Here is a 24,386-nt window from a genome sequence, read left to right as displayed (position 1 = left end):
AGATATCTTATACACACTTTCTCTTTTCAAATGTAATTTCCTTCCATATAATAATCATTTTACTACAAAAAAGGCGGTCATAATCCCCATTCCTGACGGATTATGACCGCTATTTCATTTCGTTCTTTAATCAATCCACTTTTTACGCAAGCCGTCGAACTCTTTCTTTAACACCATTTCTTCCATCCACATGTCCACGAAATTAGCGAAGTCCTGTTCGCCGTGCTTCATCAGATAGCCGAACTGGTTGGAAGTAAAAGGCTGCTCCGTGCAGGCGGCAAACAAACTCGCATCCTCTTTCGCATAACGCAGCGCCTCGATGCTGTCCGTGATCATCACGTCCACCTGCGCGTTTGCTACCATTTTCGGGATCGCCAGATTATTCGTCACAACGATGATTTCCGCGTTCTTGATGTTGGCGCGGACAAATTTCTCATTCGTACCGCCCGGATTGACGCCGATCTTTACGCCGGACTGATCAATGCTGGCAAGGCTGACGTACTTTTCCTGATCTACGCCGCGAATCAACGCCGCTTTGCCGAAAGGAATATAGCCATGCGACAGGTGCGCTTTCTTTTCCCGTTCAAACGTCCGGGTAATCCCGCCCATCGCAATATCGAACTGATCCGCCAGCAGATCGCGCAGCAAGGTCGGCCAAGTCGTTTTGACAAATCTCGCTTCCACGCCCAGATCGCGCGCCAACAGCAACGCGGCATCAATATCATAGCCTGTATACGTGTTCGCCTCAGCGTCATAGTAGGAAAACGGTTTGTAGTCTCCGGTTGTGCCGATCAAAATATAGCCCCGTTTTTGAATCAATTCCAGACGCGACTGCGAAACCGCAGGCGTTTCGCCGGCAAAAGTCGTTTGCCCGAGCGAAAAAACAGCCAAAAGCGTAAAAAGCATCGATACCATCCATTTTTTCATCTTTATCATCCTTTCTTACATAGAAGCCAGCCAAGCCTTGCCCTGGCGGCTTTCCGTTTTCAAGGCGCAAAAAGCCGATCCAAGTGTCCTTGAATCGGCTCCGTTGCCTGCTTATCCCATATCATAGTTTATCCGTCTTACCTTGTCAATCCAGGCGACAACGCCGCCATTTTATGGCTTCGCCTTTATTATTCTTTGATCCGCATCGATAAACTGCCCCGTCTTATGGTTGTACGTCTTTACCACCACCTGCTCCGGATAAAGATATAGCGAATTCGTCCAAATGGTTTTTCGATCCAGATCGGCATTGTGTATGTTCCAGACCCTATTCTGATAGAGATTCAGCGGCGCAGCAAAACTGGGATTGCTCGCTGGCGTGTGGGTATGACCGGAAACCCAGGCCACAATCTGCGGATTGCTTTCTATGATCGCATCGAGCTTTGCCTTGGGCTGCGCAATAAAATTGACCGTATTGACTTCCTTGTTATAGTCCGCCAGTGTACCGGCTAAGGGCGCATGGAAAAAAATCAGCGTCGGCAGCGCAGCATTTTCCGCCAGCGTTTTTTTCAGCCATGCCAACTGCTCTTCCGAAATCTCGCACAGATATTTGCTGTCTGCCCTATCCGGCGCGAGAAAGAGAAGCAGGTAATCGCCCACTTTTTTGCTGTAATATACCTCTTCCAAGCCATACGCGGTTTTGAAGCGTTCCACTTTCATTTCCCGCTCTTTTGCCGCTGCACGCTGCAGCTTTCCTTTCACATTCGGCTCGTCCCGATAAATGAGATCATGATTGCCCGGAATCACGGCAACCGGTTTCTTGATTCTTTCAATAAATCCCCTGGCCTCGGCATATTCCTCTTCCGTCCCCTGCGCCGCGACGATATCGCCGACCACGACCACCAGCGCCACATCGTCCCAGGAATTGATCTCGTCCACTGCGTTTTGCTTCGCTTCGACAAGTTCCAAGCTTAGCGCCGCGTCCGTATTTTGCGGCCGCGTCGGATAATGCGGATCGCCCAGCACGACGATGCGCTGATAATCCTGCACGCTTGGCAACGCCGCCACGCATGGCGAGGAAACCAGCGCCAGCAGTCCCCATACGAAGAGAAATAAAATCGCGCCTTTTTTCAGCAACGCATCCACCTCCTTATTTTTATTCTATTTTCTACAAGTGCGAAAAACCCTTCCCTGAAAACATTTGAGCGCAACGGAAAAGAGCATGGCACGCTTCAGTACGCGCCACGCTCTTTTTACCGTTTCTCTTTTATTTACTTACTTTTTGTACCTTAACTGTCCATTCCGGACCCGAATATACTTTATGAACAGCAGAGAAGCTATCCATGTTCAGCGCAAAGGAAAGCTGCATCAGACTGTTGGCATATGCCAGCGGCTTTCCGTCCGGTACGTCTCCGAAGCTGTTCACGTAAGGAATCGTGCCCTGGTAGACCCGGTTTCCTTTGTTGTAGATTTCCACCTTCAGCAGATCATTCTTTTTAATGTTCAGTGCGTCGATCAATTTCTTGTCAATATTCGTCCAGACATTGCCGTACTGGATATCCAGGATCGGAATATTGCCCAAGACGGCATCGCCTTGCATTACAGCTTTTTGATACCCAATCTTAACAATCTCGCGGTTCACAACAGGTCCGATCTGCTCAAACGTGATCGCTTTTGCCGCTAAACGCGCACCGGTATAGGCATAAACATCGCGGCCATGAAACGTGTACGAATCGCTGGAACCCGGCAGGCGATTGATGTTTTCATCAATTTCCCGCACTTCACTGATGCCCATCGACTCTTCGATCAACGTCAGCGTTCCATTGTCCGGCGTTACGAAATAATGCCCTGTCTTCGTTTTTACAACAACAGACTTGCGATCCGTTCCTACGCCAGGATCGACAACCGAAACAAAAACCGTACCCGCAGGCCAGTACGATGCCGTCTGCATCAGGCGATATGACGCTTCCCAAATATTATACGCCGGAATTTCATGCGTCAGATCGAAGATCCTCAAATCCGCGTCAACGCCGATTGCCACACCCTTCATTGCGCTTACCGCGCCGTCTTTCAAGCCGAAGTCCGTTTGCAGCACCAGTGCGTTACCCTTCGCTTCCTGCGCCAACACACCTGTCGAAAATACCGCCAATAGGATAAGAACGATTGCAGCTACCCGATTCAACTTCATCATAAAAGCCCTCCTCGATTTATTCTTTTTATTACGTTATGAAAAAAACTGGATTTTACGTCTGCGCCAGCGCCTACGCTCCCCCTCCTTTTCCGCGCTTTATTACAGGCGTCTATCAAAAGGCATGCTCCGAATCAGAAACCTAACTGGTAAAGCTGCAAGCTTTAGCACCTTTCCAGGACGGCAACCATCTTTGCATACTGCTCCTTTGTAATATAAATCTTTCCTTTTTTCACCGACAGCATCTCGCTTTCTTTTAACGCTTCGATATTCCGATTGACCGTTTTAACGCTTGTGCCGATTTCGTCGGCAATTTGCTGTCGTTTCTTATTGATTAAAAACTGTTCATCCTCTTTGATCGTCCTACAGTATTTCACAATGTATGCCTGCAATTTTCGAATACCCGAAAAAAACTTGATCTCTCCTGCTTCAAAGGATGAAATATACATCTTCTTCGCAAGAACGCCAACAACCGTAAGCAAAAACTCCGCATCCAGCTTCAACCATTTCTCAAAATCTTCCCGGACTACGATCATCACTTCACAGTCCGTCTCGGCTTCCACATTGCAGGCATACGCCTCTTCCTCCGCAAAAACTTCTAATTCGCCGATAAAACTAATCGGCGTCAAATGTGCGAAACTATACCGTTCCCCATTCGGAAATTCGTTGATAACCCGTGTATCGCCATGAATCAAGATATAAACGCAATTTACCGGTTCGCCTTTTTGCGTAATCGCTTCTCCGGCCGCGATCGTTTTTACCAGACACCGTTCTTTTATTTCCTTAGGAACCCGGCTCAAGAATTCAGCTAATTTCTCTTGCGGTTTAAAGAGGTCAAGCAATTTTCTCAACACCTCAATCTCTCTTCTTTTATCTGATTCTATCTATTTCTCCCTTTAATAAAAAGGTCATATGTCCTTTTTATTAAATATTTTGAGATTCATTCTCCAAGCAAGCCCACATCACCTGCCGTCAAGATACGAAAAACGCCCCTGCTTTATCTCGCGCAGGAGCGTCTTTGCCATTGAAAAGGCTATTTTTCTTATTTTCCCCTGCTCTTACCTACCGCTTAGCGATAGTTGCGAATTGCTGCATTGACTTCATCGAACGTTTTATACCCCTGTGAAAGTAAGTGCGCCTTCCCATCCACGACTGCCACCACACTGGGATAGGTCGACACGCCTAATTGCTGCGCGAAAGCAAAACTCTCCTGCACGCTCTTTCCCTGCGCAGCCGAAAAATATTCTTTTTCAAAAACATCCTTCGCAATGCCAAAAGAAAGTGCAAGCTCCGCATAAACCTGCCAATCATTCGCGTCTTGGCCCAGCACATAAAAGGCATGATATATTTTTTTCATGTATTCGAACAGACTCTCTTTTTGCAGCGTTTGCATGACGAGCATCGCCTTAGCGCCAGGCAGGCTGTCTAAAACGAAATTCTCTTTTTCTAGGATGTTTTTTTCAAACGCACTGCCAAACGTTTTCCCGGACAGTTGGGCAATGGTCACATTATGCGTTTTCATAAACGCAGCCAGAGCGCTGTTCATTTTCTGCACATGCCCGCCAACCCACATCCCGGAAGGCACAACCGTGAAATCAAATTTATCCTTATGCGCCGCATGAATTTGGCTTATTACGTCACTAAAGCCATAACACCAGCCGCACATCGTGTCCATAACATAATAGATCTTGGTTTTCATGCCAGTAAGCTCCTTTTTCATAACGCTGTTTCTATGCTACTAGCATTCTTCAAAGATTAGAAATGACCTGCTGATTAAAATAAATACGCACTCCCTTGTCTTGCAAATCAAACAGACTGTCCTTAACTGAATTTTTGCAGCCGTCTTTCCAGTATGCTCTGCATTTTTTCAACACAAATCACCAGCAGCAGATAGATCAGCGTGACGCATAAATAAGCCTCGAAGAAGCGAAGATCGAGCGCCGCTGCGATTTTTGCCTGGGCCATGATATCGGCGAGTCCAACGGTGAAGCCGAGCGCGGTGCCTTTGATGATGCCGATAAACTGGTTGCCAAGCGAGGGCAGCGCGACGACGAAAGCCTGCGGCAGCACCACGCGCACCATCGTCTGGTAGCGCGTCATGCCCATCGAGTAACAGGCTTCGATCTGCCCCTCATCCACCGATTCGATCGCCGCTCTGAGCGTTTCGGACATAAACGCCGAAGTGTTTAACGTCAACGCCAGCACGGTTGTCTGAAAGGCGCTCATCGACTTCATCGCCGGAATCAGCGAAGGAAGACCAAAATACAGGATAAAGAGCTGCGCCACGAGCGGCGTTGCGCGAAAAAGAGTGATATACGCGCCGAAGAACGGCGACAGTCCAGGCAGACGAAAGTGCCGGATAATCGAAATGAAAACCGACAGCAAGACGGTAAGCAGCAGCGACAGCAGCGACATGCTAATCGTCAATTCGAGCGCGGGCAGGACAATGGGAAACAGGCTAACAAACCATACAACATCAAAATTCATCGCTTCATCCTCATATCATCTTCTTATTTAATTGGCACTGACCGTATTGATAAATTTTTTGATTCTCTCATTTGCGCCGTTTTCAAAGATTTCCTGCGGCGTTCCCATCGCCGTAATCGCACCGTCTTCTAAAAAGAGAATCCGATCGGCCACTTCGCGGGCAAAATTCATTTCATGCGTCACGATCAGCATCGTCTTATTATGCTCTGCCACCACTTGCTTGATGACGCCCAGGACTTCGCCGACCAACTCCGGATCGAGCGAGGAGGTCGGTTCGTCAAACAAAATCACATTGGCATTGACCGCCAACGCGCGCGCGATTCCGATTCGCTGCTGTTGCCCGCCCGACATTTCTTTGGGGTAGGCATCTTTTTTCTGCAAAAGCCCCACCTTTTCCAGCAGGCCCAACGCCACTTTTTCGGCTTCTTTTTTGCTTATTTTTTGCACCGTCACCATCGGTTCCATGATGTTCTGCAGCGCGGTCATATTCTTAAGCAGATTATAATTTTGAAAGACCATCGCCGTTTTCTGCCTGATGTGGTCAATCTCCCGTTTCGAGACCGTTTTGGCATCCAGCGTAACTCCATCCACGCTGATCCGGCCCTCCACTGGCCTGACCAGGAAATTCAAACAGCGCAGAAAGGTTGATTTTCCGCTGCCTGACGGACCGATCAAGACAACGACTTCGCCATTTTCTATTTGAACATCGACGTTTTTCAAGACTACGTTTTCGCCGAACTGCACTTTTAACTGCTCTACTTTAATCATTTGCCCTCTCACTTGACTGTGCGGTTGCCAAAATGGTTCGGCAATCGGCACGGTATTTTTTTCTACGCTATGAGAAAACAAGTTGCCTGCCCTCGCCATAACAGCAGCATCAGGCCGGCAACTTGTTTCGCATACTTACTCCGCTATTTTACCGCTCTCCGGTTTTTTGCTGAAATCCATTCCATACCACTTCATATATATTTTTTCCAGCGTACCATCCTGTTGCATTTCCTTAATCGCTTTTGTCACGATCTTATTCAACGCTTCCGACTTGGCATTGCCTTTTACAAACGGATACGCTTTCGCGCCAACCGCAATATTTTCTTCCACCATTCTGGCATCCAGCACTTTGTTGTTGATCTTATATGCGACCTCGGCTCCGGCAAAGATCATGACATCCACTTTGCCTTGGCGAAAGGCTTCATCCAGCAACTCCGAGCTGTCATACGCGACCATGTTGATCTTGATGCCCTGCTCTTTCGCAATCTGCTGGAACAGATTGCCGCCATTCGAGCCTGCCGAAAAACCGCAGTTCATCCCATTGATGTCTTTGAGTTTTTTAATGTCGGTTCGATCCGAATGCACCACCAATTTTTCGGGGATGTACGCATACGGCTCCGAAAAATCATACTTTTCTTTGCGCTTCGCATTCAGCGTGATCGTATTGCCCACGGTATCAGCCTTGCCCGAATCCAGATAGCCGAAGAGCGTGTTGAACTCGCCGGTCACAAACGTGACTTTCAAGCCGGTCTTCGCCGCGATGGCATTCCAGATATCGACCTCGTGCCCCTTATGCACGCCTTTTTCAATATAACTGTTCGGAATCGACGACGAACCGGATGCCACGATGATTTCGGTCGGCGCGGCTCCTTTTTCCTGCGTCGCTGCAGGCTTTTCCGTGTTGCCGCAGGCGGCCGTGACTACCATGATACAAAGAGCGGCTACTGCCAAGATAATTTTTTTCATGTTCTTCTCCTTTGATGTTTCAAATACATCCACGTAGCTAAAGCGAATTCATGAACATATCCAAAATCTTTTAATTCTATAAATATTTTCTATAGTTAATGGTAGATATCTTCTGCATTTTTGTCAACCCCATTCAAAACGACGCTGCGCCATGCGCCTGCTTCTTTTTCTGTGCAGGAACGCCTGCGGCGCAAAACAATGCGCATTCATTTACGAGCAGCTGTAAATTTTTTGTTAATTCATAGTCTTAAACGGCAGGAAACCGTCTCTGCATCGTCGAAGCGGAATCAGCAAATCGTATTAAAGGAGTTGACGAAACGATGCGTAAACGGTACCTTCCCCTTTTGCTCACCCTTTTCTTCGTGCTTTCCATCATCAGCTCGGTTCTGGCGTCCGCCCCCGCGTCCTTTGTCCCGGCCGAAACCGCAGAAAAAATGCTGGCGGACGGCAACACGCGTTTCCTCTCCGAAAAATATGCCGACCGGAAGATCGGCAAGAACGAACGGAGCGAGCTAAGCAAAGGACAACATCCCTTTGCCGTGATCGTCACCTGTTCGGATTCGCGCGTCGCTCCGGAACTCCTCTTTGACCAAGGCCTGGGCGATCTCTTCGTCGTACGCGTCGCAGGCAACGTCCTCGACGCGATCGAACTCGGCAGCGTCGAATACGCCGTAGAACATCTTGGCGCCAAGCTGGTCGTCGTCCTGGGCCACGAAAAATGCGGCGCGGTGAAGGCTGCGCTTGACGGCGGCGACCTTCCGCCTAATATTAAGGCAATCGCCGACAAAATCCAACCCGCAGTCGCAGTCGCCAAAGAGCAGAAAGCTGCGAACCTATACGAAGCCGCGGCCGATGCCAACGTCATCAACATGATCGCCTCGCTGCGCAGCGATCCCGTGATCGCACATCTGGAAGGCGTTCAATTGGTAGGCGCTAAATACCACCTCGAATCAGGTCAGGTTACCTTCTTCAAATAAAGCAAAAGCGGTCAACCTCCTTCTTTGCTAAGGAGTGTTGACCGCTTTTCACGCTCAGTCGGTTATCTTCCCACATGCGGGGCAAACGGCAAAACGCATGCATTGCAGCGGCCCGCGTAAGAAACAAATTTATTTCAGTTCGCTAACGAAACGTTTCGCTTCCTTGGCAAAAAGAGAGTAAGCGCTCGTGATCAGCATCGATACCCCCGCATCCAGATAGTCCTGCACGCTTTCGCCGGGTCGCACCACTGCGCCGATCGCTTTGCCCGCTTTCAACCCTTCCTTTAGAAACGTTTGATAGGCTTCTTGCACCTTCGGATGCTGCCCCTGTCCCGGTACGCCAAGCGCTTGCGACAAATCCGCGGTACCGAGGATCACCCCGTCGAGCCCGTCGACCGCGAGAATTTCCGCCAGATTCTCCAGCGCGCTCGTATTCTCGATGATCGCCAACACCACCGTTTCCCGATTGGCATCGACCACATACTGCGCGAGCGGCTTTGTCATCCCATAGTCCGAAGCCCTGACCGCATTCAGACCGCGCTTTCCTTCCGGATAATACTTGACCGCGCGAACCGCCGCTTCCGCCTCTTCTTTCGCCGAGACGCCCGGCAGTATCACGCCCATCGCCCCGATGTCCATGAAGCGCAGGATCGTGTCCGGCGCGGCATTCGGCACTCTAACGAGCGGCACCGTATGACGCACCTCCGCCGCCCGCACCAGTTCCTCGCAGTCGCGCGTCGAAAGCGCGCCATGCTCGGCATCGATAAAGATGAAATCGAATCCGGCCAGGCCGCAGATTTCAACGAAAGCTGGGAAAGCTCCTTGGATCATGCAGCCGGATATTGGTTCGCAGGTGCGTATTTTTTCTTTCAGAGGGTTTTTGTACATGTGTGCGTTGCTCCCTTTTTTGTTTATTCTTCAGTAAAAAAAACGCACCCCCTTGTCTCTCTTGCGGAGGCTGCGTCGTTTGCAATTCAGAACGTCATTCATTGCTTTTGCAAATTCAACTTGATCATGCTGTGATTATTTGCTTCCTTTAGCTCTTTCCGCGTCAGTGGTTTTACCTGAACGACGGCCTGCGGGTCAGGCATAGTCGTACACGCCTGCGCCTGGCCGCATCCCTCGCGAACGCGTCATCCCTGACGCTCGCTCGTAGGCAGCGTCCATGCTGCCTACGCGGCCAGACTTGTCCTGTACTTCCTGCCTGACTGTCCTCGTCCTAAACGTTCTGGAAAAACCGCTGACGCGGGGCTTGGGGGAACGGAGGACGGAAAGCAATGTATGTCTCCCCCTTGTTTTAATCCAGAAATGACCTTCACAAGCCTCTTGATTAGTTGCAATGCTCCTGTTTTTTAGTGCTTTCAAGCCGTCCCAGCTGCTTCTTCCGTCAAAGGTTTTCCCCATACCTTCGTCAATTCGCACAGTTCAACTATATTCACATCTAAATTTTCAAAAACCGCATAAACAAGCTCTGTGATAAGGCTAAATTGTTCAATTAAACGTTCATCACAAATCGTTTTTTCCTGCTTATATTGAAAATGTGCAATACTACATCTTTGAGAATATATATAATCCGCAACTTTTTCTGCCTTTTTATTTTTTTCTATTTCTGGCTTTACATCAGAATCTTTATCCATTATATAGTTATAGTATTTATCAATAATATCTTGGTGTGCATAATTAAACACAAGTTCTTTTATACTTACTCTCTCCGGAAACCTTAGTTTCTCTTTTAAAACTAAATCAACTAGACTTAAAAGAGCTATATCATGTTTACTCTTCCATTCTAGAATTTTTATTATGATATATAGATATTCCAGACATCTATATATTTCTAAAAAAAGATGTGAACGCCGTTTTAACCCACACATATTTAATAATGTTGGCAAAATGCTTCTGCTACTTTTTAACAATAATATTTTTTTCAAATTCTCAGAAGTGATTTCATTTGCGCACAAAATATTTCTTTTAATGGTAGCATAAAAAAAATTTCTAATTAGATCTTCTTCATACTGAAACTCTTTATATTCTTCTGGGATTATATATACTTGATAATATTCAAAGAAACTCTCTATAATCAATTTTGCTTTTATATCTACGCAAGTTTCTTCATTCTCGCATTCTAAACCTAAGCACTCTTCAATTATATCTAACGAAGTAATTTCATCCCGTATTTCAATACAATTTTCACCTGCTAGTAATATACCGATGCCAGTATTTAATTCATCATCATCTATAACTTCAAAATCCAACGCGCCTTCTTCAATTTTTTTAGCTATCAAACAAAAATACTTTTCATTTTCAAATTCAACATACGCTGCATAACCTAATCCATCAATTTGCTTTTTATGCAATTTTGCGTTTTCAATAATAGTATATTCTTTCTGGCTTAAATGAATACGTTTTTTTGCAGGAGAAATTCTTTTTTTATTTTCTTCATCAACACCTTCTTTTAATTTCTCCTGAATAACATTTTGAATATTGTTTACATTTCTACTCATTTTATTCTCTCCAAAAGTCTGCAAGATCAGGAAGTTCTGTAAATCCATCATATCTAATCATGCTCATAAAAGCATTCTTAAAAAGTCTTCGTAATTCATCTCCAATTTTCGACTTCGGTAAACCATTACATATTCTATTCAGAGTGTCCCTTCCTAAATAGTCCTCGGTATTTACCAAAGCCATTTCTTCAGTTTTTCGAATGATTTCCTCTATTTTATCAACAAACTCTTTGGCCTTTTCTTCTTGTATTTCAACAGTTCTATCAACTGAACTTTTCCCCATTATAAATTCTGCACCAGCTACGATGAAGCCTATACAAGCTGTTACACTGCCAAAAATATCTCTTCCCTCTCTAAATTGTCCCTCACTATCATTCATTGAAAATTTTGCAAATGCTAGATCTAATTTGCACATCATTGCTAATGTATCAACAAAAAAATCCAAACTTTTTGGTTTCTCAATAGTTTCCATCATATCGAAACGTTGAAATTCATCTGCCAACTCATCCGAAACTTTCACCTTTACATTTCTAGTATTAAACGCTAGATATGCTTCAATAATATCAGATTTATGATATTTACCCGCCTCTCGTCTTTGTTTAGCATCGTCAATCCCATAAATATCAACTTTTCCTATTAAATCACTATATTTCGCAAACAGCATTTCTGTCATATTTTTAGATAGATTTGAAAAAACAACTTCTATTTGTCTCCGTGTATTCCATGGCATTTGTCCTGTATTAAGCACTAGCATTCTGTACAACAATTGTATACTGTCTTCAGCTATCCAAAATTCCACTCTGATTTCTCTTTTTTCATTCCCATCAATGTTATTAAAATATATATTACTTCTTTGCATACCATCAATAATCGAAATAGCCTCTAAATCAAAATCCGAAATAGAAATGATGTCGCCAATATTAAAAGCTTTAGAAATATTTAATGCACCAATTACTACTTGTGGAAATACTGCACCATTAACAAAATCAGTTTGCATCCTTTTCCTTATTTTCATAGCAGCCGATGATTTTTTAATAACACCTCTTTGCCCTTCCATATTGCCATCAGCAATAAAAGCTTGATACGCAACCTTTTTGTAATCGTCTAGTGTCATAATTGTTAATACCGATTTGCAGTCACTTCTTTTATCTATTTGAATATCTACAACTTTCATAAAATCCTCCAACCTTTTCATATAACTTTTTTAGATTCCGCCATAGGTTAATTCAACCATAAATAATCGTATCGTTTGATTTATAATTTCAAAAATGACCGCCCCCTAATTCCCTAAAAAGTTATGTTTCATGAAACATTTTTTCTATTTCATTTATAGCCTTACTGTCAAATTCTCCATATAGTTCCTTTATTCGTTGAACTACTTCTTTCTTTTCAACGGTTTCGGAATAGTATTTCTTTTGATACATTTCCATAAGTTTATCTCTTAACAAAGGCTCTCCGATTTGGCGTATAACATAAACCATTTTCTTTTTCTTTTCTTCTGAAACCTTCTCTTTGTATTCTGGCTGCAATGCAATTATTACTTCTTCCAACAACTCTTTTGCATATTCTCCCCAATAATCTTTTACGAAGAACGAATCAGTCATAATTTCTTGGATATTTTGAGCAAAAGTTTTGGATATAGCCTGAACAGTTTTTATCTGCTTTCCCTGTTTCTCTAGTAAAATTATATTCTGATTCACAATATCCGAAAGCATAAAAGGAGAGTGGGTTGAAAAGATAAGCTGTATAGTATTATTGGTTTTATAGAATATTTCTTCCTGATCAAAAATTTTAATTTTCATCTTATCAAAATAATTTTTCAAAAATCCAATCATCCTTCGTGACCATTCAATGTGCATATTAAGTTCTATCTCATCTATCAGTACTATTAAATTTTTATTTAGACTATAAGACCATCCTGGTTGCTGTAAACAAAACTTTTTCAATTGACCGGTAGCAATACTCACTAAATTTAATATATTTTGTTCACCAGTAGCCATTTCAAGTTTATTAATCTCAAACGGCATTGCCTCATACACCCAAGTCCCTAAATCCTTTCTAGAGGATGATAGTAAATCGTCATATATATAATCTTCTTGCACTTTATTTAAGTCATTTTTCACCTCCCAAGCTTGTTTTATATAAGCAGCAAATTCTTTGAGTTTATCATATGCTTCTAGAAACGCACTAAATTCCTCCTTCTTCCCTTTGGAAAATGTAATACTAAAGAATTTATAGCCTGTTGTAACTTGCCCTCTAATATCATAAAAAGCTAGAAATAATTCAGAAAGATAATTTACATATTTTTTAAACAGGTCTTTATCATTTGGTATTATCTTCTGAAACTCAGAACACACCTTTTTAAATTGTTCACGCGAACGAAATTTGCCACTTTTGTGTTGTTTCTTAAATTTTGAAAATGAATAATCAAATTCCTTATCATTTTTACTAATATTTTTACAAATATTGCAACACGCTTCTATAACACCACTAAACAAATGGAGATAAAAATCCTCTATGTTCTCAGGCATATACTGATGACAATCACTTATATGCTTTATTTTTTCATTCTTAATTGGTGAAAGCTGAAAAGTTCCCTTTTCCCCTTGAAACCACTCTCCTTTTTTAAACTGTATAATTAAAGGCGAATACAAAATCCCCTCATTATTCAAATCAATATATGTATCATAGAGTTGAGCTAAAGAAGGAACGCCATTAATTACCCTTGGAACAAATTGTTCCATATCATCACCTTTATTTACAAGTGATTTATCATTTAAAGCATATAAATATGAATTGTTAATGTAAATTATCGAATCGTTAAAATGTTTTTCTTTTTCTTTTTCTTTTTCTTTTTCTTCTTTATATCCTATTCTATCGTCTTCAAAATATATATTGAAAATCCCAGCTTTACTAGAGAATCTCTTGATATTTCTCGGACAGAAATGTATAGATTCCAAATAATAAACGTTATTATGAAAATTAAATAACAGGAAATACTGATCTGTATTATTTCCTGTGTCATCTATAGAGTATGAAATTCTCTCCAGCATCCTTCTTCCCAACATATTTAATATCGTGGTTTTCCCACTACCATTCCCTCCTATTACGGGTGTAATGTTGTAAATAGTTTTTCCATACAACTCCGGTATGTAATTGTTGTTTTTTTCAATTTTCAAAAACTCGGTCTCGAAGTCAAAAGAAATATTATATTCATCAGTAAATGAAAATATTTCTTCACTTAATAGACCCGCATAAGATTTTACAATTAAACCAAGTAATTTCATGTCAACCCTCTCTAGATCAGCTTAATATTTTTACTAATATCTGTTATAAATTTAGATAATGTTCTCTTTCCATAGTCTACCTCATCCGTATAAGCAAATGTAATAATTCGCTTAATATCGCTCTCTTGCAAATTTAATCTATTTTTAATATACATAAGATATTCCCGCGTATAGATATGTTTTTTTTTGAGCAGTTCGACTACAACATCACCATGAATCTGATATAAAGCTTCCAACTTTAAAATTTCCTTATTACGCCGCATTTTAGACGCTGCTTTTTCATCTATAATTATTTTCATCTGTTTGCAATCTCTCATATATCCGATTCCTTTAATGTAGTAGTTAAAAGAATACATTTGATCTGGAGAAACAGATTCATCATATGGAGAGTAAGACAAATCATGAACATGTTTTATCCTATTACAGCTAGGACATACAGGAATTAAATTATAGAATGACACCGCAAAAATGGGAAATTTATCCTTATTAAAAAAATGGTCAAACTGACTTGTAGTAGATGAATTTGTTGAATTGATATAATTTCTGTTGCAATACGGACATACCGTTCCTCCTAGAATTTGTGTAAATTCTTTATGATTGATTTTTTTATATGCTGTATCTATCAGATATTTCTTTAAATCCTTTTCCATATTTATAGACCTTTTTCGAAGATGCCGTCTTAGTTTACAAAGAGTTTTAAAATCTGCAATCATAATTTCTAAAAACGGAAATTCACTTACTTTTTTTTTGCCAATAAATGCACCTATAGGGAGATATTTAGAACTCCATTCATCTAATTCTTCACGCCTTTTTTTCTGAATCGAATGATATAAATTTACGCAAAAAGCCTCCACTTCTTTCTCTCGATTCAGTAGCGATTTTTGCATAAATTCTAATCTAATCATTAATTTTCACTCCTAAATTCATAAATAAACTTAATAAATTGAGATTTTACGAAGCTCCGACCAATTGGGAATCTCTAAGATATTTCAGCTTACATTGTCTAATAAATAGACTTATTTCCCTCAATCATCACAACCAAAATCATCAATCGCCTCCCAAGCTCCCCGTTCCCCACCCTCCCCGTCGCCACTTTTTTTCAAAACATGTAGACGGGGAATCTCGGGGTCAGGAATCTCGGGGTCAGGCTTGCATTATTTAATGGAATCTCGGGGTCAGGCTTGCATTATTTAATAAATTGACTTATTTCCCTCAATCACCACAACAAAAAATCACCGACCTCATCCCAACATTCCCGTTCCCCACCATCCCCGCCGCCGCGTTTTTTCAAAACAAGTAGGCGCGAGGACGAGCGGACAGGAAGCGGCAGGCAAGGGGGATGGAACGTCAGGACGTCACGCCGCAGGCTGGCGACGAAACCGGATGTTTCTAGTGTCAAACGCGCCATGGATGGCATAGCGTTTGACCATGGACGCCTTCTGATGCGGGCATTCCATCACCGCAGGCTACTGCGCCCATGTCCGCCCGCGACAGCGCTGGATGCGCCTAGTGTCGAGCGCGCCATGGATGGCAATAGCGATCGACGAGCGCCGATAGTTTTGAAGAAATTGCGACGGCGAAAGGGACAAAGCGAATTAATCATCACATCACTCTCAAGTTTGGTTTGCCAAAGTCATCAAACTTGTCACATCTTATAAACACTTTCTCTTTTCACATTGTAACTTCCTTCCATAATAATGAATAAAAAGCGATCAACATTCCTCTGTTACAAGGATGTTGACCGCTTTTTTCTGTTACCAATAATACTTCTTTAAACGCTCGATAAATCTGCTCAACAAGCAACAGTCGAATCATTTAGTGTGCAAACGTCCTTTTCAAGAACGAAATGCGTTCGTCAGCGAAAGAGAGAACGCGCCTCCACCAGATAAAGAAGGAGAATTTGGTTCTCATCCGAAAACTATAACCATTGTGCTAATGCAGACGGTATCCTATAAACGCGATCATCAGGCAGTTATCTTTCAAAAAAGAAGCTGCATCCGCCTCATGCTATACAGTCGAAATTCACGCTGCCAAATATGTATTTACGATTGAGGTGCTGAAATGGAAATTATCCATTTAGTCTATTTTGCTGAAGTGGCTCAAACGGGCAGCTTTACCAAAGCTGCCGAAAATTTATATGTATCGCAATCCACGATCAGCAAGTTAATAAAAAACTTGGAAAACGAATTGGGGATTTCCTTATTCGAACGCACTTCTAAAGGAGTCATCTTGACAGAAGCCGGTCAGTTGTTGATTAAAAAGGCTAGAGATGCCTTAACGATCATTGACAACATTCGTGAAGAAATGGCCGATTTAGCGGGAATTCCAAGCGGTGTAATAAAAATAGGCATACCGCCTATGGTCAGCGCACTTTTCCCTCGCATCATTGGCGGGTTCAACGTTCAATATCCTAAAATCAAAATAGACTTGATTGAAATCGGCTCGCGCAGAGTAGAACGAGGCTTGATCGAAAGCAGCATCGATATCGGCGTGATCGTCTTGCCCAGCTTGAACAAGGCAGAATTGGAACATGTCCCTTTGTTGAACGACCCGTTGCGGCTGGTCTGTCATATCGACCATCGCTTGGCAAAAGAAGAAATCGTCGACTTTAAGGATTTGCAACAAGAGTCGTTTGTCCTTTACGGCGAAGGCTTCACACTACGTGATCACATCCTGGAAAAATGCGAGGAGCACGGATTTATTCCCCATGTCGTTTGCGAAACGATGCAATGGGATTTCATGGTGGAAATCGTCGCATCGCATTTAGCCGTCGCTTTCGTTCCATCAGAAATTTGCAAAAAACTGGATCCGACCAAAGTGAAGTGCCTTCCCTTGGCTACTGAAATCAAACCGTGGCATTTGGCTCTGGCCTGGAAAGCAAACGGCTATCTGTCGAGAATGACGCGCTTATGGATGAAGTTCACCTTGGATCACTTTGATGTTTTAAAGAATAATCTATAATACAAGCATCTATGCATCACCTATAGCTTAAAGCAAAGATATATCGGACTTTGGCTTTTTCTTTTACGCCTACGAGGTCATATCTTTCATACATAGGCCCATGTACAAGGGGTGTTGTACTTAACCCGACCGCTCATTGTACACTAAACTCATGAAACAGGGTACAAATACCCGAATATGTGGATTGATAGGGAGGCCTACTATGAGCGATATGGAAAAAACAGCTACAGATGGCAACCAAGATATTTGGATTCTAGGCATAGGAAGTGTGGTTTCACTGCTGCTTCTCGCTATCGTTTTGCACACTTGCCACCGGCTGTTCTCTTGATCAGAAATCGCAGCCTTCCAGATTCAGACTTTCGATAACACCCAAACAGATGGGCGCAGGCACGCAGCACCTCCAGACGCCACATGCCGCCTGACGCCAAAATCGAATTTTCCTAGAGCCAAACGCACTATGGATGATGGCATAGGCTGCCTTCTCCTGCAAGGCAAACTCTTTTTATCTCAGTAAAATAAAAAGCGGTCGGCATCCTTTTTTTAAGGATATCGGCCGCTTTTTCTGTCCCTTTGCCTAGCTTTTCAACCATTGATTTCCCGGTCGTCTCCGCAGCAAGGCGAGCAGAAGCTTTTGTCGCCTTCTCTACTCTTCATATTCCCTTCGGATGCGATCCCAGACGTCGGTCTCCCGCGCGCTCGCCTCTTCGAAACCGAGGAACGCATACGAGCGCTGCGCATCCTGTTTCGCCTGGATCGTTCCTTTGCCGCCGATCGCCTCGCAATATCCGTTGCCGTACGCCATCTGCGCGGTTCCGCCTACGACAGCGCCGCTCTCCCGGCCGAAGAAATATTCCGTCCGGATGTTCCTCGTCACCACCAAAGACGCATCCTCAAACGCATTCAACAGGAGTTTATGCGCGACGAGATCACCGTCCACGATGACGATCTTTCCCCAGTGGTTGCTGAAATGTTCGCATTCCACATTCCCGATGACGATGAAGGAGCCGCCTTCAGCGCAGGAAAGCGGATTGCTCAGATCGACCCAGGGGGCTTTGACATCGCCGAGGACCAGACAGTTCCATCCTTCCGGACGAATCGGTTCGTTACTGACCATGTCTCCTACATAGACCTGAAAAAGTACGAGGTCTTCTTTCCTCTCTTTTTCATACGCATCTGCAAAGACCACATCCCAGTCGATTCGCACATAGGCCTTACGATACCGGTCCGACGTGACGCACTGCCTCATAAGACTCTTGAACTGGCTCTGGTTAACTTGAATGAATTTTCCTTTTTCCAGCGCATTAAGATCGATTCCTTGCATCACGATTGCCTCCCTGCCTGGCCTGTTTCACAGTAAGCCTTTCCCCCTTGTCTTATATCCGTATATCGATGCCGGTGGCATCGATGCCTCTTTGCTTTCTTTCATTGCTTCCGTTCACCAGGACCGTCCCCTGTTTATTGAGATTCTGCTCCGCCACCAGCGCTTCTTCCTTGGATTTTTTATCAGATTTTTTCTCAGATTTCGCGCTTTCGCTCTTTTCCGTACTGTCTTCGGAAATCAACAGCGCCGAAGTCTGCATGTTGCGGTTTGTCGATGTGGCCAATTGTTCTTTTTCCTGTGGACTGAGAGAATCCTGATTTTGGTTTCTGCTTGGAAAACCGTATGTGCTAAAACGTTGCGCCGCCTGTTGGCTGATCGAAGATATCGACATAATTGCCCCCTCCTCTTTCGTTCGTATGCTGCATCCCGATCGGTTTCTCCGGGTAAAAACGTCAGCGACGAAACACCTTGTCGCGAATGGCCTGTGCCTGTTGTTCGGTCAAGCCCATGCTTTCGAGGTCGCGGAGAAGCTTCGCTGCGTCATCCTCTCCAAGCGGGCCGGGTTTGTTCTTTTTCAGATAATCGCTCACTTGATCGGCTTGCGCCTGCGTGATCACTTTCGAGTCGACCATCTCCCCGAGCGTACTCTTCACTTTCTCATCTATCGAAGCGGGCAAGCCGGGTGGCTTAGGCGGGCGAAGCGCCTCGATGATCGCCTTCGCCTGCTTATCGGTCAGGCCGAGGTTCATCATATCGTCGACCATCTTGCGCGGGTCGATTTTTCTGGGATCAGAAGCGTTTTCCTTGAGATAATCCCGTGCCGTATCGGATTGTTTTTGGTTTATCGTCCCCGAAGCCACCAGGTCATGTAAAACGTCTTTCACCAGCTGCGCCATATCTGGCGGCGGCAACGTCCCAGGCGCCGGAAAAGCCGACGCGCTCCCCATGCCGACAACGCTGAATGATAAAAACAGCGCGAAGGCGATCCAGATTTTTTTCATCTTCTTTCCTCCTGTCATTTGGCGTTTTTTTAAAACATAGGCTACCTTTTACTCTGCTGCAGGAAAGCTTGTACCATATTTTCATTTACAGTACATCGGGTACAGGTTTTATATTATCATACTATATCCTCTTTCGAATAAAAGTCAAGCGGCATTTATACAGACTTTCAGTCCTCACTCGGTCTTCACCTTTTGCATCGCCGTACTTCCGTTTTTCTTCCAAAGAAAGTCCTTTCTCCTTAGACAAAAACAAAAGAGTTCCCGCGTAATCAGACGCAGGAACTCTTTTGTTTTTTCATTTTATTAATCTGGACTAGCGAACTGCGATTCGGGACTCGTCCTAACCAGTCCGAAAAAGTCGCTGCCATTGGTCTCTTTAAGAAGGGATTATTCTTTCTTAAAGAGACCAATGGTGACCGTATATAAACAAAGATATTGACCTTTTTTCGCCGTTTGAGTAGCTAAAGAAGCTATTTCCCTCCGTATCGTAATAAGCGGCGAAACTTTTTAATCGCATATTTTTATTGAGGAAGTACGAAGTGTTTTTTATAAACAAGTCGTTTTTTTCAATAACGCAAGCCTGACCTAAAATGCCCTGATAATTACTCACACTTCAATGCATAACACGTTTGCTGGCATTGCTCCCATTAGACTTCCTTGGCTTATCCAACAGTTATATTGATTATAGTTGGATAAGCCAAGTATAATTAGAAAGAGTGGTAATTTTCATGATTAATCTCCCTCAAACGCAATTACTGGGGAGAAAGTTTGCGGATTTTGGTCCGCAAATTAGTAGTTCTGGAACGTGGTGATGCTTCGTGTTGTGGAATAACGCTGAGCCAGAGTTATTCCATCGTTGCGATTGTTAGAGTAGGGACTATTTGGCTAAACCTGTTGACGGAGATGATCGGCGTTGATAAAAGCACTGTTAGTAAGTCAGTCGATAATCTTGTGCACAATGGAATTTTGATACGTTAGGCTGATCCAGAAGATCGGAGATCTTTTATCCTGCAAGGGGCAATCTATATAAAATTGTTAGGACCACCCGTAAAACGAGTGGCCTACACAACGGATAGCGGAAATCGAGTGGTTTATTTCACTATTCCCTCGGTGTCTAAACATGCAATTTTCTCTCGACGCTCTGTTCCGTACTTTAAGGGTTTATTACTAAAATGAGTTTATTATATGTTAAATCACCGAAAGAGGAAGGGCGTATGTTGTTATGGATCAAAGATTAGAGACAGTCTGGGTTGATTTTAAAAGTCAATTGTTGAGTTACATTCAAACTAAAGTAAGTGATAGATACGCTGCGGAAGATATACTTCAGGAAGTCTTTATCAAGGTATACGGCAATATTGATCATTTGGCTAGTTTATCCAATCTTAAAGCATGGCTTTATAAAATTACTTATAACGCAATCATCGATTATTATCGGGGAAGAAATGCCGAACTTGTCCAGATAAATGATATAAAAGAGACGATCACTGAAGAGAACGAATCAGTGAATATGAACGAGGAAATTACCGCTTGTCTAAAAGCGCTTCTGTCTGGATTGCCTGATAGGTATAGAAAGCCTTTGGAGTTATATATTTTACAAAATTTGAAGCACAAGGAGATAGCGGAGAAGCTCGGAATATCCATTTCCGGTTCGAAAACCAGAGTACAAAGAGCCAGGAATAAATTGAAGGAATTACTCTCAGCCTGCTGCAGACTTGAGTTCGACAGACATGGTAATATCGTTGAATACCATAAAAAGAAAAACTGCAAGTGCTCAGACACTTGTCAGTGAAGTGAGTAATCTACAACGAAATGTTGTAGATTTTTTTTGCGACCAAATCGCCTTCCCGTTCGTCTTAATTAGTAGAAGTCAAAATACTTCAGGAGGTTTTAATGAAAAGAACTGGCTTTATGGTTAGTATGAGGCTACTGTTAAACGGACAGCAAGCCCCCCAAAAAAGAGTATTTTGATTTCACATAAAAACTTATGGAGGGTATGAAAATGAAAACACTAAAAATTGAATGGAGACACCTTGATGTGTCAGGGGAAACCTGCAATCGTTGTTATGATACGGGTGAGAATCTTAATCAGGAAGTAAAAAGATTGAACAGAGCATTACAGCAACAAGGGATTCAAGTCGAATGGTTCGAGACCAAACTTAATGATACTCAAGTTCCTCAATCAAATACGCTCTTCTTTAATGGAGTTCCCATCGAAGATATCCTAAATATCAAAGTGTCAAAAAACTACTGTGGTTCCTGTACTGATTTGCTGGGAACCGATACCTATTGTCGAACTATAATGTTTGAAGGCGAGGAGTATGAAGATATTCCGGCAAAAGCTATCCGTCAGGCGGCACACAAGACATTAGGTTTAGTGGATGAGCAAAAGACGCCTGTATGTTCTCCTGGCTGCGGCTGCCAATAACGGAACACTCACCCCATACGAGACTCTGATAAGAGTCTTATAGCACCTACGCAAAGAAGGGTTATTTCACAAGGGCCAGCCGAGACAACGAGTTTTCGGTGTCTCGGCTGCCAATGGAAGAAAACTTGAGAAAGGCTGCAAAGCAAAGCATACGCGAATCATTTTAGCAATAACACCTAACAAAGGAGGCTCGATATGAATTATATCTTTGATTATTTGGGGAATCTAATCGTCTACCATTGGATGGTCCCAGGGTCAGGCTTGCATTGTTTAATAAATTGACTTAAAAACAACGTCCCCGTTCCCCACCATCCCCGCGTCGCGTTTTTTTCAAAACGTTTCGGCGCGAGGACGAGCAGACAGGGAGCCACAGACAAGGAGGATGGAACGTGTGACAGGACGTCACACGCCGCAGGCTGGCGACGAAACCGGATGTTTCTAGTGTCAAACGCGCCATGGATGGCATAGCGTTTGACCATGGACGCCTTCTTCTGCGGGCATTCCATCCACCGCTGCGCCCCCATCCGCTTGCGACGGCGCTGGATGCGCCTAGTGTCGAGCGCGCCATGGATGGCAACAGCAATCGACGAAAAAATTGCGACGGCGAAAAGTGCACAACTGAGCAACTGCTACATCACACTCAAATTTGATTTGCCAAAGCTGACCATGTTCAAAATACTACTTTCATTCTGGCAATAAAAAAACGAGCAACATCTCACGAAATGTTGCTCGCTTTTTTGTTACCAGTGATACTTTTCTCCCCGACTAATCTTAAACGCCCGATAAATCTGCTCCACCAGCAGTAACCGGATCATTTGGTGCGTAAACGTCATCTTCGAAAATGAAATGCGTTCGTCGGCGGCTTTGACGAGATCGGGCGAAAGTCCGAACGCGCCGCCGATCACGAAGGTGAGGTCGCTTTGACCACTCACGGCCAAGCGGTCGAAGTTGGCCGACAGTTCTTCGGACGAAATCAGCTTACCGGCGACGTCGAGCACGATCAGGCGCGTGCCGTCCTTGACCTGTTTCAAGACGCGCTCGCCTTCTTTCGTCAGCGCCTGCACTTTTTCCGCCGCCGACGGATTGTCCGGCATCCGTTCTTCGTCGAGTTCGACGATGCTCAGCTTGCAAAACGGCGTCAAGCGCTTCACGAATTCGGCGATCCCTGCGCTCAAATACTTTTCCTTAATCTTGCCGACGGCAAGGATGGTAATTCTCATCGTTGTTCCCCTTACTAAAAATTGATTTCTTAACCTGATAGAGTGTTCAACACGAAGTTTCGAAGATAAAAAGAAAGGCCTGAAACATGTTTCCAGCAAATTAAGGGCGAAGGAGAAGCAAGTGTGGCTAGGCGACGCGGGAGTTCGAACCACAGGCGTACGCGATGGTACGTTGAGGATTCGAACTTCCGCGGCAACAACGCCAGACGCCGCTTATCCTTCGCCCGCCTTCATTATTGTTGGGGCATTTCTTCAAGCTGCACACTCGTCGTCATCTGTTTGTTCTTGCGCTGGATCACAACATCGACTTTGCCGCCGACCGTTTGCGCATCGACCGCGGAGCGCAGATCGGCGACGCTGTTGACGTCGGCTCCGCCGATCTTGAGGATGATGTCGCCTTCACGGATGCCTGCGCGTCCGGCCGGGCCGTTTTGTTGTACGCGAGCGACATAGACGCCCTGTTCGAGATCGAGGCGGTAACCGTAGTTTGCTGCGCTGGCCTTATCAAGAATGCCGATTCCGATGTAAGCGCGCACGACGCGGCCTTTTTCAATCAGCGATTCGAGAATCGGACGCGCGCTGTTGATCGGAATCGCAAGGCCAATGCCTTCGACGCCCTCGGCTGAGATCTTCGCACTGTTGATGCCGATCAGCACTCCATCGGCGTTGACCAGTGCGCCGCCGGAATTGCCGGGATTAATCGCCGCATCAGTCTGGATCAGTTTGAACTTGCGCTCGCCGATCTCGATCGAGCGGTTCAACGCGCTAATGACGCCGACCGTTACGCTACCTTTGAATTCAAGACCAAGCGGATTGCCGATCGCCATCGCAGGTTCGCCGACCATCAGGCTGTCCGAATCGCCAAGCACAGCAACCGGAAGATTGCTTTCGTCAACTTTAACGACTGCCAGATCGGTCACCGGATCGGTTCCGACGACGCGTCCGGTAACGACGCGACCGTCCGAGAGCGATACCGACAGTTCCTGCGCACCTTCAACGACATGGTTGTTCGTCGCGATGTAGCCCTTGGCGTCGAAGATGACGCCCGAGCCGACGCCTTTATCGACCAGTACCTTGCGGTTGAAATAGTCGCGCGCATAGGCTTTGTTCGTGATGCCGACGACTGCCGGGCCGACCGCCTGCGCCGCACGCACGAGCGGCGTGTTGCGCGCTTCCGACAGCTGCGCAGTCGCCTTGCCCTGCGACAAGGTGATCTTGTCGCCCGCCGGACGCGTTTTATCTTTGCCAAGCATAGATCCGCCGTAACCCAGGACGAGTCCGCCGCCGATGCAGGCCCCTAAGACCGCCACAAGAAAATACGGCGCCCATTTTCGATATCCCTCTCTCATTTTCATTCCTC

The 24,386-nt window shown here is 44.5% G+C and carries 24 protein-coding genes; 6 read left to right on the top strand and 18 right to left on the bottom strand.

Annotated features, from left to right (window positions below):
• Nucleotides 1-126: 126 nt before the first annotated feature.
• The 8 genes from QTL79_RS05875 to QTL79_RS05840 form a co-directional block, all read right to left on the bottom strand.
• Entirely contained in the window at nt 127-927 is an 801-nt protein-coding gene (locus QTL79_RS05875) for a transporter substrate-binding domain-containing protein (protein ID WP_346354032.1), read from the bottom strand.
• Nucleotides 928-1,098: 171 nt separating this feature from the next.
• A complete protein-coding gene (locus QTL79_RS05870) occupies nt 1,099-2,061 on the bottom strand; it encodes a metallophosphoesterase family protein (protein ID WP_346354031.1) in 963 nt (320 codons plus the stop codon).
• A 130-nt stretch (nt 2,062-2,191) separates the two neighbouring features.
• On the bottom strand, nt 2,192-3,115 hold the full coding sequence (locus tag QTL79_RS05865; RefSeq protein ID WP_346354030.1) for an SAM hydrolase/SAM-dependent halogenase family protein: 924 nt from the start codon (nt 3,113-3,115) through the stop codon (nt 2,192-2,194).
• A gap of 161 nt (nt 3,116-3,276) precedes the next feature.
• Nucleotides 3,277-3,966, bottom strand: coding sequence for a Crp/Fnr family transcriptional regulator (locus QTL79_RS05860; RefSeq protein ID WP_346354029.1), 690 nt, complete (start codon nt 3,964-3,966; stop codon nt 3,277-3,279).
• A gap of 215 nt (nt 3,967-4,181) precedes the next feature.
• Nucleotides 4,182-4,811 carry a DsbA family protein gene (locus tag QTL79_RS05855; protein WP_346354028.1) on the bottom strand — a complete coding sequence of 210 codons (630 nt, stop codon included), beginning with the start codon at nt 4,809-4,811 and terminating at the stop codon, nt 4,182-4,184.
• Nucleotides 4,812-4,933: 122 nt separating this feature from the next.
• The gene (locus QTL79_RS05850) at nt 4,934-5,599 is read right to left on the bottom strand and encodes an amino acid ABC transporter permease (protein WP_346354027.1); all 666 of its coding nucleotides are present in this window, start codon (nt 5,597-5,599) and stop codon (nt 4,934-4,936) included.
• 27 nt (nt 5,600-5,626) lie between these two features.
• Complete coding sequence (locus QTL79_RS05845; protein ID WP_346354026.1) at nt 5,627-6,367, bottom strand: amino acid ABC transporter ATP-binding protein; 741 nt, start codon at nt 6,365-6,367, stop codon at nt 5,627-5,629.
• Nucleotides 6,368-6,502: 135 nt separating this feature from the next.
• Nucleotides 6,503-7,333 carry a transporter substrate-binding domain-containing protein gene (locus QTL79_RS05840; RefSeq protein WP_346354025.1) on the bottom strand — a complete coding sequence of 277 codons (831 nt, stop codon included), beginning with the start codon at nt 7,331-7,333 and terminating at the stop codon, nt 6,503-6,505.
• Nucleotides 7,334-7,653: 320 nt separating this feature from the next.
• Here QTL79_RS05840 and QTL79_RS05835 point away from each other — a divergent pair, with 320 nt between their 5' ends.
• On the top strand, nt 7,654-8,310 hold the full coding sequence (locus QTL79_RS05835; protein WP_346354024.1) for a carbonic anhydrase: 657 nt from the start codon (nt 7,654-7,656) through the stop codon (nt 8,308-8,310).
• A gap of 129 nt (nt 8,311-8,439) precedes the next feature.
• On the opposite strand, the gene QTL79_RS05830 is transcribed toward QTL79_RS05835, so the two are convergent.
• From QTL79_RS05830 to QTL79_RS05810, 5 genes are all read right to left on the bottom strand, one after another.
• On the bottom strand, nt 8,440-9,198 hold the full coding sequence (locus tag QTL79_RS05830; protein WP_346354023.1) for an HpcH/HpaI aldolase family protein: 759 nt from the start codon (nt 9,196-9,198) through the stop codon (nt 8,440-8,442).
• Between the two features lie 473 nt (nt 9,199-9,671).
• Nucleotides 9,672-10,811, bottom strand: coding sequence for a hypothetical protein (locus tag QTL79_RS05825; RefSeq protein ID WP_346354022.1), 1,140 nt, complete (start codon nt 10,809-10,811; stop codon nt 9,672-9,674).
• Nucleotide 10,812: 1 nt separating this feature from the next.
• Complete coding sequence (locus tag QTL79_RS05820) at nt 10,813-11,985, bottom strand: hypothetical protein (protein WP_346354021.1); 1,173 nt, start codon at nt 11,983-11,985, stop codon at nt 10,813-10,815.
• 121 nt (nt 11,986-12,106) lie between these two features.
• Complete coding sequence (locus QTL79_RS05815; protein ID WP_346354020.1) at nt 12,107-14,098, bottom strand: AAA family ATPase; 1,992 nt, start codon at nt 14,096-14,098, stop codon at nt 12,107-12,109.
• Nucleotides 14,099-14,109: 11 nt separating this feature from the next.
• Complete coding sequence (locus tag QTL79_RS05810; RefSeq protein WP_346354019.1) at nt 14,110-15,003, bottom strand: hypothetical protein; 894 nt, start codon at nt 15,001-15,003, stop codon at nt 14,110-14,112.
• Nucleotides 15,004-16,159: 1,156 nt separating this feature from the next.
• Here QTL79_RS05810 and QTL79_RS05805 point away from each other — a divergent pair.
• Nucleotides 16,160-17,059 (top strand): LysR family transcriptional regulator, encoded by a 900-nt coding sequence (locus QTL79_RS05805; protein WP_346354018.1) that lies wholly within the window; start codon nt 16,160-16,162, stop codon nt 17,057-17,059.
• A 202-nt stretch (nt 17,060-17,261) separates the two neighbouring features.
• On the top strand, nt 17,262-17,387 hold the full coding sequence (locus tag QTL79_RS05800; RefSeq protein ID WP_346354017.1) for a hypothetical protein: 126 nt from the start codon (nt 17,262-17,264) through the stop codon (nt 17,385-17,387).
• A gap of 315 nt (nt 17,388-17,702) precedes the next feature.
• Here the strand turns inward: QTL79_RS05800 and QTL79_RS05795 are convergent, their stop codons facing one another.
• The 3 genes from QTL79_RS05795 to QTL79_RS05785 all read right to left on the bottom strand — a co-directional run bounded on the left by QTL79_RS05795 (nt 17,703) and on the right by QTL79_RS05785 (nt 19,381).
• Nucleotides 17,703-18,383, bottom strand: coding sequence for a hypothetical protein (locus tag QTL79_RS05795; RefSeq protein ID WP_346354016.1), 681 nt, complete (start codon nt 18,381-18,383; stop codon nt 17,703-17,705).
• 49 nt (nt 18,384-18,432) lie between these two features.
• Nucleotides 18,433-18,771, bottom strand: coding sequence for a hypothetical protein (locus QTL79_RS05790; RefSeq protein WP_346354015.1), 339 nt, complete (start codon nt 18,769-18,771; stop codon nt 18,433-18,435).
• Nucleotides 18,772-18,832: 61 nt separating this feature from the next.
• Nucleotides 18,833-19,381, bottom strand: coding sequence for a hypothetical protein (locus QTL79_RS05785; RefSeq protein ID WP_346354014.1), 549 nt, complete (start codon nt 19,379-19,381; stop codon nt 18,833-18,835).
• Between the two features lie 1,222 nt (nt 19,382-20,603).
• Here QTL79_RS05785 and sigZ point away from each other — a divergent pair.
• The 3 genes from sigZ to QTL79_RS05770 all read left to right on the top strand — a co-directional run bounded on the left by sigZ (nt 20,604) and on the right by QTL79_RS05770 (nt 22,505).
• Entirely contained in the window at nt 20,604-21,170 is a 567-nt protein-coding gene (sigZ, locus tag QTL79_RS05780) for an RNA polymerase sigma factor SigZ (RefSeq protein WP_346354013.1), read from the top strand.
• Between the two features lie 210 nt (nt 21,171-21,380).
• Complete coding sequence (locus QTL79_RS05775) at nt 21,381-21,806, top strand: DUF2703 domain-containing protein (protein ID WP_346354012.1); 426 nt, start codon at nt 21,381-21,383, stop codon at nt 21,804-21,806.
• Between the two features lie 471 nt (nt 21,807-22,277).
• The gene (locus QTL79_RS05770; RefSeq protein WP_346354011.1) at nt 22,278-22,505 is read left to right on the top strand and encodes a hypothetical protein; all 228 of its coding nucleotides are present in this window, start codon (nt 22,278-22,280) and stop codon (nt 22,503-22,505) included.
• A gap of 41 nt (nt 22,506-22,546) precedes the next feature.
• Here QTL79_RS05770 and rlmH read toward each other — a convergent pair whose 3' ends face one another.
• Together rlmH and QTL79_RS05760 are read right to left on the bottom strand one after the other, a co-directional pair.
• Nucleotides 22,547-23,026 carry a 23S rRNA (pseudouridine(1915)-N(3))-methyltransferase RlmH gene (gene rlmH / locus QTL79_RS05765; RefSeq protein WP_346354010.1) on the bottom strand — a complete coding sequence of 160 codons (480 nt, stop codon included), beginning with the start codon at nt 23,024-23,026 and terminating at the stop codon, nt 22,547-22,549.
• 233 nt (nt 23,027-23,259) lie between these two features.
• Nucleotides 23,260-24,375, bottom strand: a complete 1,116-nt coding sequence (locus QTL79_RS05760) for a S1C family serine protease (protein ID WP_346354009.1) — start codon at nt 24,373-24,375, stop codon at nt 23,260-23,262.
• Between the last annotated feature and the right edge of the window lie 11 nt (nt 24,376-24,386).

The organism is Azotosporobacter soli (assembly GCF_030542965.1).
GTDB lineage: Bacteria > Bacillota > Negativicutes > SG130 > SG130 > Azotosporobacter > Azotosporobacter soli.
The sequence above is the reverse complement of the archived record's forward strand: the minus strand, read 5'-3'. Positions and strand labels throughout refer to the sequence as shown.

What these genes read in the sequence shown, in the direction of transcription:
- QTL79_RS05875 (WP_346354032.1), bottom strand. Translation starts at nt 927, where the DNA reads ATGAAAAAATGGATGGTATCGATGCTTTTTACGCTTTTGGCTGTTTTT.
- QTL79_RS05865 (WP_346354030.1), bottom strand. Translation starts at nt 3,115, where the DNA reads ATGATGAAGTTGAATCGGGTAGCTGCAATCGTTCTTATCCTATTGGCG.
- QTL79_RS05855 (WP_346354028.1), bottom strand. Translation starts at nt 4,811, where the DNA reads ATGAAAACCAAGATCTATTATGTTATGGACACGATGTGCGGCTGGTGT.
- QTL79_RS05850 (WP_346354027.1), bottom strand. Translation starts at nt 5,599, where the DNA reads ATGAATTTTGATGTTGTATGGTTTGTTAGCCTGTTTCCCATTGTCCTG.
- QTL79_RS05845 (WP_346354026.1), bottom strand. Translation starts at nt 6,367, where the DNA reads ATGATTAAAGTAGAGCAGTTAAAAGTGCAGTTCGGCGAAAACGTAGTC.
- QTL79_RS05840 (WP_346354025.1), bottom strand. Translation starts at nt 7,333, where the DNA reads ATGAAAAAAATTATCTTGGCAGTAGCCGCTCTTTGTATCATGGTAGTC.
- QTL79_RS05835 (WP_346354024.1), top strand. Translation starts at nt 7,654, where the DNA reads ATGCGTAAACGGTACCTTCCCCTTTTGCTCACCCTTTTCTTCGTGCTT.
- QTL79_RS05830 (WP_346354023.1), bottom strand. Translation starts at nt 9,198, where the DNA reads ATGTACAAAAACCCTCTGAAAGAAAAAATACGCACCTGCGAACCAATA.
- QTL79_RS05825 (WP_346354022.1), bottom strand. Translation starts at nt 10,811, where the DNA reads ATGAGTAGAAATGTAAACAATATTCAAAATGTTATTCAGGAGAAATTA.
- QTL79_RS05820 (WP_346354021.1), bottom strand. Translation starts at nt 11,985, where the DNA reads ATGAAAGTTGTAGATATTCAAATAGATAAAAGAAGTGACTGCAAATCG.
- QTL79_RS05815 (WP_346354020.1), bottom strand. Translation starts at nt 14,098, where the DNA reads ATGAAATTACTTGGTTTAATTGTAAAATCTTATGCGGGTCTATTAAGT.
- QTL79_RS05810 (WP_346354019.1), bottom strand. Translation starts at nt 15,003, where the DNA reads ATGATTAGATTAGAATTTATGCAAAAATCGCTACTGAATCGAGAGAAA.
- QTL79_RS05805 (WP_346354018.1), top strand. Translation starts at nt 16,160, where the DNA reads ATGGAAATTATCCATTTAGTCTATTTTGCTGAAGTGGCTCAAACGGGC.
- QTL79_RS05800 (WP_346354017.1), top strand. Translation starts at nt 17,262, where the DNA reads ATGAGCGATATGGAAAAAACAGCTACAGATGGCAACCAAGATATTTGG.
- QTL79_RS05790 (WP_346354015.1), bottom strand. Translation starts at nt 18,771, where the DNA reads ATGTCGATATCTTCGATCAGCCAACAGGCGGCGCAACGTTTTAGCACA.
- QTL79_RS05785 (WP_346354014.1), bottom strand. Translation starts at nt 19,381, where the DNA reads ATGAAAAAAATCTGGATCGCCTTCGCGCTGTTTTTATCATTCAGCGTT.
- sigZ (WP_346354013.1), top strand. Translation starts at nt 20,604, where the DNA reads ATGGATCAAAGATTAGAGACAGTCTGGGTTGATTTTAAAAGTCAATTG.
- QTL79_RS05775 (WP_346354012.1), top strand. Translation starts at nt 21,381, where the DNA reads ATGAAAACACTAAAAATTGAATGGAGACACCTTGATGTGTCAGGGGAA.
- rlmH (WP_346354010.1), bottom strand. Translation starts at nt 23,026, where the DNA reads ATGAGAATTACCATCCTTGCCGTCGGCAAGATTAAGGAAAAGTATTTG.
- QTL79_RS05760 (WP_346354009.1), bottom strand. Translation starts at nt 24,375, where the DNA reads ATGAGAGAGGGATATCGAAAATGGGCGCCGTATTTTCTTGTGGCGGTC.